Annotated in this window: 13 protein-coding genes and 2 rRNA genes; 7 read left to right on the top strand and 8 right to left on the bottom strand. The window is 75.2% G+C overall.

From position 1 onward, the window contains the following. Positions 1-10: 10 nt before the first annotated feature. The 3 genes from BM414_RS10435 to BM414_RS10425 all read left to right on the top strand — a co-directional run bounded on the left by BM414_RS10435 (position 11) and on the right by BM414_RS10425 (position 3,243). On the top strand, positions 11-1,954 hold the full coding sequence (locus tag BM414_RS10435) for a S9 family peptidase (RefSeq protein ID WP_093579388.1): 1,944 nt from the start codon (positions 11-13) through the stop codon (positions 1,952-1,954). 69 nt (positions 1,955-2,023) lie between these two features. After that, positions 2,024-2,548: a sigma-70 family RNA polymerase sigma factor gene (locus tag BM414_RS10430; RefSeq protein ID WP_093579387.1), complete on the top strand. Its 525-nt coding sequence runs from the start codon at positions 2,024-2,026 to the stop codon at positions 2,546-2,548. After that, positions 2,545-3,243: a zf-HC2 domain-containing protein gene (locus BM414_RS10425; RefSeq protein WP_093579386.1), complete on the top strand. Its 699-nt coding sequence runs from the start codon at positions 2,545-2,547 to the stop codon at positions 3,241-3,243. Before BM414_RS10430 ends, BM414_RS10425 begins: the two co-directional genes overlap by 4 nt. Before the next feature lie 175 nt (positions 3,244-3,418). Here the strand turns inward: BM414_RS10425 and BM414_RS10420 are convergent, their stop codons facing one another. Next, positions 3,419-4,696, bottom strand: coding sequence for a right-handed parallel beta-helix repeat-containing protein (locus BM414_RS10420; protein WP_093579385.1), 1,278 nt, complete (start codon positions 4,694-4,696; stop codon positions 3,419-3,421). A 223-nt stretch (positions 4,697-4,919) separates the two neighbouring features. Here BM414_RS10420 and BM414_RS10415 point away from each other — a divergent pair, with 223 nt between their 5' ends. After that, positions 4,920-5,633 carry a CHRD domain-containing protein gene (locus BM414_RS10415; RefSeq protein WP_217644659.1) on the top strand — a complete coding sequence of 238 codons (714 nt, stop codon included), beginning with the start codon at positions 4,920-4,922 and terminating at the stop codon, positions 5,631-5,633. A 2-nt stretch (positions 5,634-5,635) separates the two neighbouring features. Continuing rightward, on the top strand, positions 5,636-6,265 hold the full coding sequence (locus BM414_RS10410; protein ID WP_093579384.1) for a class F sortase: 630 nt from the start codon (positions 5,636-5,638) through the stop codon (positions 6,263-6,265). 111 nt (positions 6,266-6,376) lie between these two features. Here the strand turns inward: BM414_RS10410 and BM414_RS10405 are convergent, their stop codons facing one another. From BM414_RS10405 to BM414_RS10385, 5 genes are read right to left on the bottom strand one after another with little or no spacing between them, the layout of a single operon-like run. Then, on the bottom strand, positions 6,377-8,089 hold the full coding sequence (locus BM414_RS10405; protein ID WP_093579383.1) for a ribonuclease J: 1,713 nt from the start codon (positions 8,087-8,089) through the stop codon (positions 6,377-6,379). Between the two features lie 19 nt (positions 8,090-8,108). Further along, positions 8,109-9,005, bottom strand: coding sequence for a 4-hydroxy-tetrahydrodipicolinate synthase (gene dapA / locus BM414_RS10400; protein WP_093579382.1), 897 nt, complete (start codon positions 9,003-9,005; stop codon positions 8,109-8,111). Between the two features lie 10 nt (positions 9,006-9,015). Then, on the bottom strand, positions 9,016-9,540 hold the full coding sequence (locus BM414_RS10395; protein WP_093579381.1) for a dihydrofolate reductase: 525 nt from the start codon (positions 9,538-9,540) through the stop codon (positions 9,016-9,018). Positions 9,541-9,544: 4 nt separating this feature from the next. Then, on the bottom strand, positions 9,545-10,357 hold the full coding sequence (locus tag BM414_RS10390) for a thymidylate synthase (protein ID WP_093579380.1): 813 nt from the start codon (positions 10,355-10,357) through the stop codon (positions 9,545-9,547). 11 nt (positions 10,358-10,368) lie between these two features. Further along, complete coding sequence (locus BM414_RS10385; protein WP_093579553.1) at positions 10,369-11,601, bottom strand: winged helix-turn-helix domain-containing protein; 1,233 nt, start codon at positions 11,599-11,601, stop codon at positions 10,369-10,371. Between the two features lie 66 nt (positions 11,602-11,667). On the opposite strand from BM414_RS10385, the gene BM414_RS10380 reads away from it, so the two are divergent. Continuing rightward, positions 11,668-12,252: a GNAT family N-acetyltransferase gene (locus tag BM414_RS10380; RefSeq protein ID WP_217644658.1), complete on the top strand. Its 585-nt coding sequence runs from the start codon at positions 11,668-11,670 to the stop codon at positions 12,250-12,252. Continuing rightward, entirely contained in the window at positions 12,249-12,911 is a 663-nt protein-coding gene (locus BM414_RS10375) for a DUF2461 domain-containing protein (protein WP_093579379.1), read from the top strand. Before BM414_RS10380 ends, BM414_RS10375 begins: the two co-directional genes overlap by 4 nt. A gap of 87 nt (positions 12,912-12,998) precedes the next feature. Here BM414_RS10375 and rrf read toward each other — a convergent pair. Beyond that, positions 12,999-13,115, bottom strand: a 5S ribosomal RNA gene (rrf, locus tag BM414_RS10370). A 102-nt stretch (positions 13,116-13,217) separates the two neighbouring features. Then, positions 13,218-13,340, bottom strand: a 23S ribosomal RNA gene (locus BM414_RS10365); the annotation flags it as partial.

The raw sequence follows: 13,340 nt of genomic DNA, 5'->3' as shown, positions 1-13,340 counted from the left end.
CGGTCGCTGCATGCCGACCTCCTCCCCCGTCCCGTACGGCAGCTGGCCGACCCCCGTCACCTCGGCGCTCGTCGTCCGCGCGGCCGCGCGGCTGGGTGAGGTCGCCGTGGACGGGGACGACGTCTGGTGGTCGGAGTCGCGGCCCGGCGAGGGCGGCCGGTCGGCGCTGGTCCGCCGCACGGCCGACGGCACGGTCACCGACGTCCTCCCGCCGCCGTGGAACGCCCGCACCCGCGTGCACGAGTACGGCGGGGCGGCGTGGACGGTCGCCGGCGGCACGCTGTGGTTCACGCACTTCGACGACCAGCGGCTGTACCGGCTCTCCCCCGGCGACGACGGCCCGGTCGCCGTCACCCCGGAGCCCGAGCTGCCGGCCGGCGTCCGCCACGCCGACCTGACCCCGGCCGGCGACGGGTCGCTGCTCGCCGTCCGCGAGACGCACACCGCCTCCGGTGCCGCGGCCGACGTCGTCAACGAGGTCGTGCGGCTGGCTCCGGACGGCACCGCCGAGGTGCTCGTGAGCGGCCCGGACTTCGTGTCCGACCCACGGCCCGGGCCCGCCGGGGAGCTCGCCTGGTTGCAGTGGGACCACCCGGCCATGCCGTGGGACGCCGCGCAGCTGGTGGTCCGCGCCGCCGACGGCACCGAGACGGTGGTGGCCGGTGGACCGGGTGAGTCGGCGGTGCAGCCGACCTGGGACGCCGACGGCACCCTCTGGTTCTGCTGCGACCGCACCGACGTGTGGGCGCTGTGGCGGTGGCGCCCGGGCCGGGAGGCCGAGCCGGCCCTCGACACCGGCACCGAGATCGCCGGACCGCAGTGGGTCTTCGGCGCGCGACGGTTCGCGCTGCTCCCCGGCGGGCGGGTGGTGGCCGCGGCCGGCGGGGACGGCGGCGACCGGCTGGTCGCGCTCGAGGCGGACGGGTCGACGCGGGACGTGCCGCTGCCCGGCTGGACGGCGCTGGGGTACCTGACCGCGGCCGGCGACGGCGTGGTGTGCGCGGCCGGGAGCCCCGTGCGCGAGCCGGTGGTGCTGCGCGCGGACCTCTCCGGGCAGGCGGAGGTGCTCCGCCCGGCACGGGACCTCGGGCTGGACCCGGCCTGGTTCTCCGTCCCCGAGGACGTGACCTTTCCGACCGAGGAGCGCGACACCGGGATCGATGAGGCGTACGCCGTCGTCTACCCGCCCACCAACCCGGAGGCCACTGCGCCCGAGGGCGACCTGCCGCCGCTGGTCGTCATGGTGCACGGCGGCCCGACCTCGGCCCATGCCCGCGGGCTGAACCCGGAGATCCAGTACTTCACCTCCCGCGGCTTCTGCGTCGCGCACGTCGACCACCGCGGCTCCACCGGCCACGGCCGCCGCTACCGCGACGCGCTGCAGGGCCGGTGGGGCGTCGTCGACCTCGACGACGTCGTCGCCTGCGCCCGGTACCTGGCCGACGCCGGGCGGGTGGACCCCGCGCGCATGGCGATCCGCGGCGGCTCGGCCGGCGGCTACACGACGCTGGCGGCGCTGACCCTGCGACCCGGCGTCTTCACCGCCGGCGCGAGCCACTTCGGGGTCGCCGACCTCGGCGCGCTGGCCGCGGACACGCACAAGTTCGAGTCCCGCTACCTCGACGGGCTGGTGGCGCCGTGGCCCGCCGGTGCCGACGTGTACGCGCAGCGCTCCCCCATCAACCACGTCGACGCCCTCGACACCCCGCTGGCGGTGTTCCAGGGCGCCGAGGACCGCGTCGTCCCGCCGGAGCAGGCGGAGGTCATGGTGGCGGCGCTGCGGGACAAGGGCGTGCCCCACGCCTACCTGCTCTTCGAGGGCGAGCAGCACGGCTTCCGGCGCGCGGAGAACATCCGGGCCGCGCTCGACGGCGAGCTGTCCTTCTACGCGCAGGTGTGGGGCTTCGGCCTCCCGGCGGAGGAGGGGATCACCCCGATCGAGGTCGTCCGCTGACAGGGTGAACGGCGGCGGCCCGGCGGCCGTACGTCCTGGTGAACCGGGAAGCAGACCTCGGAGGTGCGGATGGCACGGCGGTCACCGGCGCCGGTGCCGCTCGACGTGCGGGCCGCCTACGCCGCGCACGGGGCGGAGCTCTACCGCTTCGCACTGCGCCAGCTCGGCGACGGCGGCGCGGCACAGGACGTCGTCCAGGAGGTGTTCCTGCGGGCCTGGCGCGCCTCCGACTCCTACGACCCCCAGTTGGCGAGCCTGCGCACCTGGCTGTTCGCCATCGCGCGCAACGTCGTCGTCGACGAGGCGCGCCGGTTCGCCGTCCGGCCGTGGCAGCGCGACCTGACCGACGATCCGGCGACACCGCCGGAGGCGGCCGCCGACGACCGGCTGGTGGACGCCTGGGTGGTCGAGGAGGCGCTGCGCCGGATCGGCGAGGAGCACCGCACCGCGATCGTGCAGACGCACCTGCGCGGCCGGCCCCACGGCGAGGTGGCCGCCGAGCTGGGGATCCCGGTGGGGACGTTGCGCAGCCGGGTGTTCTACGGGCTCAAGGCACTGCGCCTGGCCCTCGACGAGATGGGGGTGGAGCCGTGAGCCGGGCCGACGGGGAGCACCGGGAGCTGCGTGAGCTGCTCGGGGTCGCCGCGCTGGGTGCTCTCGAGCCCGCCGAGCACGACCGGCTGCAGGCCCACCTCGACGGCTGCCCGTCCTGCCGCGCCGAGCTGGCCGAGCTGACCCCGCTGGCCGCGCGGCTGGCCGCGGTCGACCCCGACGCCCTCGACGAGACGCCCACCCCGCCGCCCGGCCTGGGGGCCGCGGTGCTCGCCCGGATCGCCGCGGAGGAACAGCGCAGCGGCCCGCCCCGGCACCGTGCCACCCCGCTCCCCCGCCGCCGGGCGCTGCGCCCGGTCCTCGCCGCCGCCGCGGTGGTGGGCGTGGCCGCCGCCGGCGCGGCGGTCGGCTGGCTGGTCCGGCCGGTGCCCGACCCGCCGCCGCTGGAGCCCGTGTCGGTCCAGGCGGTGGATCCCGGAGTCGAGGCCCGCGCGGACCTGATCCCGCACACCTGGGGCGTGGAGGTCCGGCTCACCGGCACCGGCTTCGCCGACGGCGAGGTCTACCGGGTGGCGGTCACCGACGACGACGGCCGCGAGGTGCCGGCCGGGGAGTTCCTCGGCATCGGCAACGCGGAACTGCGGTGCAACCTCAACTCCGCGGTGCTGCGGGCCGACGCCGTCGGTTTCGAGGTCGTCGACGACGACGGCGACGTGGTGGTCCGGTCGGACTTCTGAGCGCACGACAGGGGGGCGCCTCCCCGTGGCCGGCGCCCCCCTGTGCTGTGCGGATCGGTCCTCGCCGGGGACCCGCTGCCCGTCGTCGACGGCGACGTGGTCGCCCCGGAGGGACCCCTGGCCGCACGACAGGGGGGCGCCTCCCCGTGGCCGGCGCCCCCCTGTGCTGTGCGGATCAGGCCTCGCCGGGGACCCGCTGCCCGTCGACGGTGAAGCCGGTGCCGGCGCCGTCCTGGAACACGTCCGGGCCGACCGGGGCGGTGTTGCCGCTGATCCGGGTGTGGGTGACGGTCATGGTCCCGGGCTCGGAGTTCCAGAGGCCGCCGCCCTCGTTGGCCGCGCGGTTGCCGGTGACCATGCCGCGGTCGATGCGCACGGTGCCGGCACCGGTGAGGTGCAGGCCGCCGCCGTTGCCCGGGGCCGCGCCGGTGGTGTTGCCGGTCAGCGCGGTGCGGTCGAGCGTGGTCGTCCCCATGAGCGCCTCGATGCCGCCGCCGGCCCGCCGGGCGTCGTTGCCGTCGACGACGGTGCGGGTGACGGTCAGGGTGCCCGCGTTGTTGAACAAGCCGCCGCCGGAGCCCGCCGCGCCGTCCGCGGAGTTGCCGCGGACCTCGCTGCGGTCGACGGTGAGCGAGCCGCCGTCGTTGAACAGGCCCCCGCCGCCGTTGTCGGCTGCCGCGCCGCTGGCGGTGTTGCCGCTGATCGTGCTGCGGCTGACCGTCATGGTGCCGGTGGCGGAGTTCCACAGGCCGCCGCCCTCGGAGGCGGCCGTGTTGCCGGTGACCGTGCTGCGCTCGACGTGCACCGTGCCGGTGCCGGTCAGGTGCAGGCCACCGCCGTTGCCGGGCGTGGGGCCGGTGCTGTTGTGCGACAGCGTCGAGCGCATGACGGTCGTCGTCGAGCCCGCGAGGGCCTCGATGCCCCCGCCGGCGCGCGTGGCGGTGTTGGCGGTGATCGTGCTGTGCTGGACGACGAGCGTGCCCGCGTTGAGGACGCCGCCGCCCGAGGCCCCGCCGGTGGTGCCGGGGGCGCCGGCGATCCGGCCGCCGGTGACGGTGACGTCCCGCAGGGTCAGCGAGCCGCCCGGCCGGACGTCGAACACCCGGTCCAGACCCGCCGCGTCGATGGTGGCGCCCCGGCCCTCGACCACCAGGCGGCCGGTGACGTCGAGGTCCCCGGCGGCCGCGGTGTCGTCGGTGCCGGCCAGCGCGAGGCGGTACACGCGGTCGGACAGGACGACGGTGCCCGAGCCGGAGGCGTTGGCCGCCTGCACGGCGGCGCGCAGCGAGCCGGCACCGGAGTCCCCGGTGGTGGTCACGGCGGTCCCGCCGCCACCCGGGCCGGGGCCGTAGCCGCCCGGACCGCGGGCCGCGGCAGGGGTCGCGGCGAGCAGGAGCAGGGCCAAGGCCGAGGCGCCGGCCGCGGTGCCGGCGCGCAGGGTCGTGGGTCGCATGGAAGTCCCCTCGATGAGCGGCACCCGCCAGTCGGGAGCCGCGCACGAGGAGATACGGCCGTGACCGCCGTCCCGTTCAGGACCCCGGCAACTCTTCACCGGAGGAGGCCCGCCGGGCACCGACCCGTCCTCCGCACCGGCCGCCGCGCCGCCGGGACTGAACGCCCGGCCGACCCGCGCGGTACCTCCTGGTGACCACCGTCACCGCACCGAGGAGCACCCCGTGTCCCGATTCCCCACGTCCCTGGCCCGCACCGCGGTCGTCACCGGCATCGCCGGCGCCGTCGCCATGGTCGGCGCCGGCAGTGCCTCCGCGGAGACCGAGGTGGCCGAGCCGGCCACCTTCACCAGCGCCTTCACGGCGATGGCGACCCCCGATGCGGTCATCAACCCCGACGGCGTCCCCACCCCCGGCACGCCGGGCGCCACGGGGACCTTCACGTACCGGATCAACTCCGACCTGGAGATCATCTGCTTCGACATCAGCCTCTCCGGTGTGACGCCGCCCTTCCAGAGCCCGGCGAAGACGGCCACCCACGTCCACCAGGCGGCCGCCGGCCAGCCCGGGCCGCCGCGGCTCGCCTTCCCGAACCCGGAGGACGACGGATCGGGCCGGCTGGTGAGCAGCGGCTGCCTGCAGGGTCCGTTCACCACCGGCGTGGTGACCAACGGGACCGACACCGGCGCCGGCTTCACCCTCGCCCAGATCGAGGCCGACCCGTCGTCCTTCGCCACCGACACCCACACCACCGCCTCACCGGCCGGCGCCGTGCGCGGTCAGCTGACGGCGATCCCGGTCGGCGGCGTGGAGACCGGTGTCGGTGGGACGGCGCAGGACGCCGAGGGCGGGACGGCGCTGCTCTCGGTCGCCGGACTCGGTGCGCTGGCCGCCGCCGGCGCGGTCGCGGCGCGACGTCGCGCGACGACCGGCGGCTGAGGATGCGCCCCGGCCGCGCGCTGATGCTGGCGGCGACGGCGGCGGTGCTCGCCGGCTGCGCCGCTCCGGGCGCGGCCGGGTCCGCGGCTCCCCCACCGCCTCCCGCGGCGGCGGTCCCGTCCACCCCGGTCCCGTCTCCGGCGGTCCCCGAGCGGGGCGCACCGGCCGTCGTCGACCCGGCCACCGTGCCCGAGCCGGTCGCGGTCTCGGTGCCCGCCATCGGGGTGACCGACGACCTCATCGAGCTGGGCGTCCTCGCCGACGGCACGGCCGAGGTGCCCGCCGACTTCGACCGGGTCGGCTGGTTCACCGGCGGAGGCCGGCCCGGAGCCCGCGGGCCGACCGTCCTGCTCGGTCACGTCGACTCCACCGCCGGTCCGGCCGTGTTCTCCGACCTGCGCGACCTCGGTTCCGGGGACCTCGTCGAGGTGACCGTGGCCGACGGCTCGGTGGCGCGGTACGAGGTCGTCGGCGCGGAACGGTTCCCGAAGGACGCGTTCCCCACCGCGGCCGTCTTCGGGGCCACCGCTGACGACGTGCTCCGGCTGGTGACCTGCACGGGCGCGTTCGACCGCGACGCCCGCAGCTACGTCGACAACCTCGTCGTCACCGCCGTCCGCACCGCACCGTGACGCCGGCGAGACCTCAGGAGCACCGTCGCCGGCCCGGTGACGTACTGGGACGGCCGCCCTCCCGGGTCCCGCGCCGAGCGTGCGAGGCGTGGGGGGAAGGGTGGTCCTCCGTCAGACCTCGAGGACGGTCGGGATGATCATCGGACGACGGCGGTAGGTGTCGGACACCCACTTGCCCACGGTCCGGCGGATCGACTGCGACAGCCGGTGCGCGTCCCGCTGACCGTCGGCGAGGTCCCGCTTGAGGTTCGTCTCGACCAGGTGCAGCACCTCGTCGAAGGCGGCGGGGTCGTCGGAGAAGCCGCGGGTGGACAGGTGCACCGGACGCACGATCGTGCCGGTGGAGGGCTCGATCACCACGGTGAGCGCCACGAAGCCCTCGTCGCCGAGGATCCGCCGCTCCTGCAGGGACTCCTCGCCGACGTCGCCGACGTTGAGCCCGTCGACGTAGACGTTGCCGACCGGCACCGACCCGGTGATCGAGGCCTTGCCGTCGACCAGGTCCACGACGACGCCGTCCTCGGCGAGCAGCACCCGGTCGGCGGCCATGCCGGTCTGCTCGGCCAGCGCGGCGTGTGCGCGCAGGTGGCGCCACTCGCCGTGCACGGGCATCAGGTAGCGGGGCTTGGCCACGTTGAGCAGGGTGCGCAGCTCGCCGGCCGGCGCGTGCCCGGAGACGTGCACCATCGCCGTCTCCTTGTGCACCACGGTGGCGCCCAGTCGCGCCAGCCCGTTGATGACCTTGTAGACGGCGGTCTCGTTGCCGGGCACCAGCGAGGACGCCAGCACGATCGTGTCGCCGGCCTCGATGGTCACCTGGTGGTGCTCGCCGCGGGCCATGCGCCCGAGCGCCGACAGCGGCTCCCCCTGTGAGCCGGTGCTGATCAGCACGACCTGCTCCGGGGGCATCGCCGTCGCCTCGTCGAGCTTGACCATCAACCCCGGCGCCACCCGCAGGAGCCCGAGGTCCTGCGCGACGCCCATGTTGCGCACCATCGAGCGGCCGACGAGGGCGACCTTGCGGCCGTGCGTCTCGGCGGCGTCGAGCACCTGCTGGATGCGGTGCACGTGGCTGGCGAAGCTGGAGACGATCAGCCGCTGCGTGGCGCGGCGGAAGACGTCCTCGAGCACCGGGCCGATGTTGCGCTCGGGGACGACGAAGCCGGGCACCTCGGCGTTGGTGGAGTCGGCCAGCAGCAGGTCGATGCCCTCGAGGCCGAGGCGGGCGAACGCGCCGAGGTCGGTGAGGACGCCGTCGAGCGGGAGCTGGTCCATCTTGAAGTCGCCGGTGTGCACCAGCACGCCGGCGGGCGTGTGGACGGCGACGGCGAGCGCGTCGGGGATCGAGTGGTTCACCGAGATGAACTCGCAGTGGAACGGCCCGGCCAGGTGGTCGTCGCCCGCGGCCACCTCGACCAGCGTCGGGACCAGCCGGTGCTCGCGCAGCTTGGCCGCCACCAGGGCGAGGGTGAACCGAGAGCCGACCAGCGGGATGTCCCCGCGCAGCCGCAGCAGGTAGGGGATCGCGCCGATGTGGTCCTCGTGCCCGTGGGTGAGGACGACGGCGACGACGTCGTCGAGGCGGTGCTCGATGATCCCGAAGTCCGGGAGGATCAGGTCGACGCCGGGCTGCTCGGCCTCGGGGAAGAGCACGCCGCAGTCGATGACCAGCAGCTTGCCCTCGAACTCGAGGACGGCCATGTTGCGGCCGATCTCGCCGAGGCCGCCGAGCGCCATGACCCGCAGCCCGCCGGCGGGCAGCGGCGGCGGCGTCGTGAGGTCGAGGTGCGGCTGGCCGGCGGTGCCGGCGGTGCTGACCGTCACGGGGTCGTGCTCACAGGACTCACAGGGAGATGCCTCCGTCGGCGAGGTCGGCGCGCAGCTGCGCGATCTGCTCGGGCGTGGCGTCGACCAGCGGTGGGCGCACGGGGCCCGAGGGCAGCCCCATCTCGCGCAGCGCCGCCTTCGCCAGGATGACGCCCTGGGTGCGGAAGATGCCGGTGTAGACCGGCAGCAGGCTGTCGTTGACCTCGCGGGCCTTGGCGAGGTCGCCGGACTCCACCGCGGCGATCATCTCGGCCAGCCGGGGGCCGACGAGGTGCCCGGCCACGCTCACCACGCCGACCGCGCCGAGCGCCAGCATCGGCAGGTTGAGCATGTCCTCGCCGCAGTAGTAGGCGAGGTCGGTGCGCGCCAGCGTCCAGGCGAGGGCACCGAAGTCGCCCTTGGCGTCCTTCACCGCGACGATGCGCGGGTGCTCGGCGGCGCGGACCAGCGTCTCGACCTCGATGGGCACGACCGAGCGCGGCGGGATGTCGTAGAGCATCACCGGCAGGTCGGTCGAGTCGGCGACCGAGGTGAAGTGGCGCAGCAGGCCGGCCTGCGGCGGCTTGTTGTAATAGGGCGTCACGACCAGGAGGCCGTGCGCGCCGAGCCGCTCGGCCCGGCGGGCGTTGTCGATGGTGTGCGCGGTGTCGTTCGTGCCGACCCCGGCGACGACGACCGCGCGGTCGCCCACCGCGTCGAGGACCGACTCCAGGACCGCGTGCTGCTCGCCGTCGCTGAGCGTCGGCGCCTCACCGGTCGTGCCGAGCACGACCAGGCCGTCGTGGGCCTGCCGGTCCACCAGGTGCGCGGCCAGCTCCTGGGCCCCCGCGAGGTCGATCGAGCCGTCCTCGGCGAGCGGGGTCACCATCGCCGTCAGCACGCGCCCGAAGGGCCGGGCGGGGTCGGTGGTCATGCGGTCGAATCTACCGACCGTCCGCAGACGTGCCCGGCCCGGCAACGGGCGCGCGGCCGTACTCGGTGACGGCGTACCGCAGCCCCGTCGCCGAGGCGGCCCACCCGCCGTCCGGCGTGCGGAGGACGGGCCGCCAACCGGGGTCGAGGACGGGGGCGTGGGTGTCGCCGTCGACGGTCAGGTCGACGTCGGTGACCACCAGCCGCTCGGCGTACGGGAGGAACCCCGCGTACACCGCGGCGCCGCCGATCACCCAGCAGTCGGGGTGCGCGGCGAGCACCTCCTCCACCGAGCCGGCGCGCTCCGCGCCGTCGGCGGTCCAGGCGGGGTCGCGGGTGAGCACGACGTTGCGCCGGCCGGGCAGCGGGCGGTTGCGCTCGGGCAGCGACTCCCACGTCCGCCGCCCCATGACGACGGTCGCCCCGGAGGTCAGCTCCTTGAACAGCCGCAGGTCCTCGGGCAGGCGCCAGGGCAGCCGCCCGCCGGCGCCGATGACGCCGCCGTGCGCCTGCGCCCAGATCAGCCGGACCGGCACCCCGTCAGACCGCGACCGCGCCGCGGATGGCCGGGTGCGGGTCGTAGCCGTGCAGGGCGAAGTCCTCGAAGCGGTGGTCGAACAGCGACGGCGCCGGGGCGATCTCCAGCGCCGGGAACGGCCGGACGTCGCGGGAGAGCTGCTCGCGGACCTGCTCGACGTGGTTGCTGTAGACGTGGCAGTCGCCGCCGACCCAGATGAACTCACCCGGCTGCAGGCCTGCCTGGGCGGCGACCATCCGGGTGAGCAGCGCGTAGCTGGCGATGTTGAACGGGACGCCGAGGAACATGTCGGCGCTGCGCTGGTAGAGCTGGCAGGACAGCCGGCCGTCGTGGACGGCGAACTGGAACAGGGCGTGGCAGGGGGCCAGCGCCATCTCCGGCAGCGCGGCGACGTTCCACGCCGACACCACCATGCGCCGGGAGTCGGGGTCGGTGCGCAGCGTGTCGAGGACGCCCTGCAGCTGGTCGATCGTCCGTCCGTCCGGCGCCGGCCACGAGCGCCACTGCACGCCGTAGACCGGGCCGAGGTCGCCGTCCGCGTCGGCCCACTCGTCCCAGATGCTGACGCCGTGCTCCTGCAGCCAGCGGACGTTGCCGTCGCCGCGGAGGAACCACAGCAGCTCGACGGCGACCGAGCGGAAGTGCACCTTCTTCGTGGTGACCAGCGGGAACGACGTCGAGAGGTCGTAGCGCAGCCGCTCGCCGAAGGTGCTCACCGTGCCGGTGCCCGTGCGGTCGGACTTCGGCGTCCCCGTCTCGAGGATCCGTCGCAGGAGGTCCTCGTACTGCGTGTCGACCGCTCCGCTGCTCCCCACGGCGGCCCAGCCTAGGCGACGTCGGCGCCGGCACCGGCCAGCGCCGCGGGAAGGTCGGCCGCCAGGTCCCCCCGCTCGGCGACGGCGACGTCGTCGAGCTCCAGCCAGCCGGCCATCAGCCGCAGCTCGGCGGCCAGCGCGGCGCCGACCTCGGCACGGTCGACGCCGTCCTCGGCGTGCGCGGCCTGCACGCGGAGGACCCCGGCCTGCCGGTCGGCCTTGAGGTCGACCCGGGCCACCAGCCGGTCCCCGAGCAGGAAGGGCAGCACGTAGTAGCCGTGCACCCGCTGCGCGGCGGGCGTGTAGATCTCCAGGCGGTACCGGAAGCCGAAGATGCGCTCGACCCGAGGCCGCTCCCACACCAGCGAGTCGAACGGCGACAGCAGGGCGCGGGCGCGGATCCACCGCGGCCGGCGGGCGGCCGGGTCCATCCAGGCGGGCGCGCCCCACCCGGCCACCTCGACCGGCAGCAGCTCGCCGGCGTCGGCCAGCTCGGTGATCGCCTGGCGGGCCTGGGCCGGGCGCAGCCGGAAGTAGTCGCGCAGGTCGTGCTCGGTCGCCACGCCCAGTGCCCGGGCGGCGGTGCGGACCAGCTCGCGGACGGCGTCGGCGGGCTCGGGCGTCGGCGTCTGCAGGACGGCGGCGGGCAGGACCCGCTCGGTGAGGTCGTAGACCCGCTCGAACGACGTCGTCCGGGCCCGCGCGGTGAGGACGCCGGTGTAGAAGAGCCACTCGAGAGCGACCTTGCCGGCGTGCCAGTTCCACATCGACCCGGGCCGGTCGGGGCGGGTCTCCCCGAGCTCGCTGGCGCGGATCGGACCGGCCTCGCGCACCCGGTCGAGCACCTCGGCCACGTAGCCGGGCCGCTCGCGCTGGATGCGCACCATCGACCCCCACGCCTGCTCCTCGGCGGCGGCCATCCGCCAGCGCAGGTACGGGTGCAGCCGGACGGGCAGGAAGGACGCCTCGTGCGCCCAGAACTCGAACAGCTCGTGACGGCGGGCGGTGAAGTCGTCGAGGGTGGACCGCCGGTAGGCGCCGAGCCGGCTGAACGCCGGCAGGTAGTGCGAGCGGGAGACCACGTTCACCGAGTCGATCTGGACGACGGCGAGCCGGTCGGTCATCCGCCGCAACTGCCGGCTGTCGACGACACCGGCCGGACGCGGGTCGGCGAAGCCCTGCGCGGCCAGCGCGATGCGCCGGGCGAGGGCGGCAGGGAGCCGGTCGGCGACGGGTACGGGCACGCCGCCGATCCTGCCGTGCACCGCTGACGGTCCGCCTCCCCCACCCGCCGACCTAGGCTGCCCCGCGTGGACCCCGGCTTCGCCTTCCCGCGCCTGACCGGCACCGCCGACGTGTCCGTGCGCCCCGCCCTCGCCGGGGACGCCGCCGCGGTGGCCCGCGTGCAGGGCGAGACCTGGCGCACGGCCTACCGCGACGTCCTGCCCGACTCCGTGCTCGAGGCCTGGGACACCGCGGACGCCGAGGCCGCGTGGTCCGCGGCCATCGTCAGCCCGCCCACGCCCGCACACGGCGTCCTCGTGGCCCTCGACGGCAACCGGGTCGTCGGCTTCGCCGCCTACGGGCCGCCGGAACTCGCTGCGGACGAGCAGCCCGACCCCGCCGGTCCCACGACCGAGCTCGCCGTCCTGCTGGTCGAACCCCGGTGGGGACGGCGCGGTCACGGCAGCCGGTTGCTGGCCGCGGTCGCTGACCTGGCTGCCGGCAACGGGACGGCGCGGCTGACCACCTGGGTGGCCGAGGGGGACCGGGTCACCGCGGACTTCCTGGACTCGGCCGGCTGGGGCCCGGACGGCTGGGCCCGCACGCTCGACGCTGGGGGCACGCCCCTGCGGGAGCTCCGCTGGCACGCGCTCCTGGGGGGAGAAGCATGACGTTCCAGGGCTTCCCCGACGAGGGCCTGGTGTTCTACGAGGGGCTCGAGGCCGACAACTCGAAGACGTACTGGACCCGACACCGCGCCGCCTACGACAGCTGCGTGCGGGCGCCCATGCAGGCACTGGTCGACGACCTGGCCCCGGAGTTCGGTCCGGCGAAGCTGTTCCGTCCGTACCGGGACGTGCGCTTCAGCAACGACAAGACGCCGTACAAGACGCACCAGGGCGCCGTCGCCCACCAGGAGGGGCGCGGTGCGGGCGCGTGCTACGTGGAGATCTCCGCCGAGGGGCTGCGCGTGGCCGGCGGTGCCTGGCGGCTGGAGTCCGACCAGGTGGAGCGCTACCGGCGGGCCGTGGCCGACGACGTGCAGGGCCCACGGCTGCGTGCCGTGGTCGACCGCCTCGCCGCGGCCGGCTGGAGCATCGACGGCGACCGCCTCACCCGGGTCCCCAAGGGCTACGAGGTCGACGACGGTCGTGCCGACCTGTTGCGTCACCGCTCGTTGCACGCCGGCCGGCTGTTCGAGTACGCGGACTGGCTGCACGGCCCTGAGGCCCTGGAGCGGGTGCGGACGTCCTGGCGGGACCTGACCGCGCTGAACGCCTGGCTCGCCGACAACGTCGGGGCGACGACGAAGGAGATCCGCCGTCGATGAACGGCGTTTCCGCGCCGTTGTCCGAGCCGTTCTCCGGACATGCAGAAGGGCCCCCACCGGGTGGTGGGGGCCCTTCTGTCAATGGTTGTCCGGCGGCGTCCTACTCTCCCACCCCGTCTCCAGGGCAGTACCATCGGCGCTGAGAGGCTTAGCTTCCGGGTTCGGAATGGGTCCGGGCGTTTCCCTCTCGCCATGGCCGCCGTAACACTGTGAACGGAACAACCCCGGGCCCCGCAATGGCGGGGGGGTTGGTGCGTTCAGAACCGCACAGTGGACGCGAGACACCAACCTGCAGGCTGGAGGTGTGTGGTCAAGCCCTCGGCCTGTTAGTACCGGTCAGCTCCACACCTTGCGGTGCTTCCACTTCCGGCCTATCAACCCGCTGGTCTGGGCGGGGGCCTTACCCGGTTGACCCGGTGAGAGACCTCA

The sequence above is a fragment of the Geodermatophilus amargosae genome (genome assembly GCF_900116515.1).
GTDB classification, from domain to species: domain Bacteria; phylum Actinomycetota; class Actinomycetes; order Mycobacteriales; family Geodermatophilaceae; genus Geodermatophilus; species Geodermatophilus amargosae.
The sequence above is the reverse complement of the archived record's forward strand: the minus strand, read 5'-3'. Positions and strand labels throughout refer to the sequence as shown.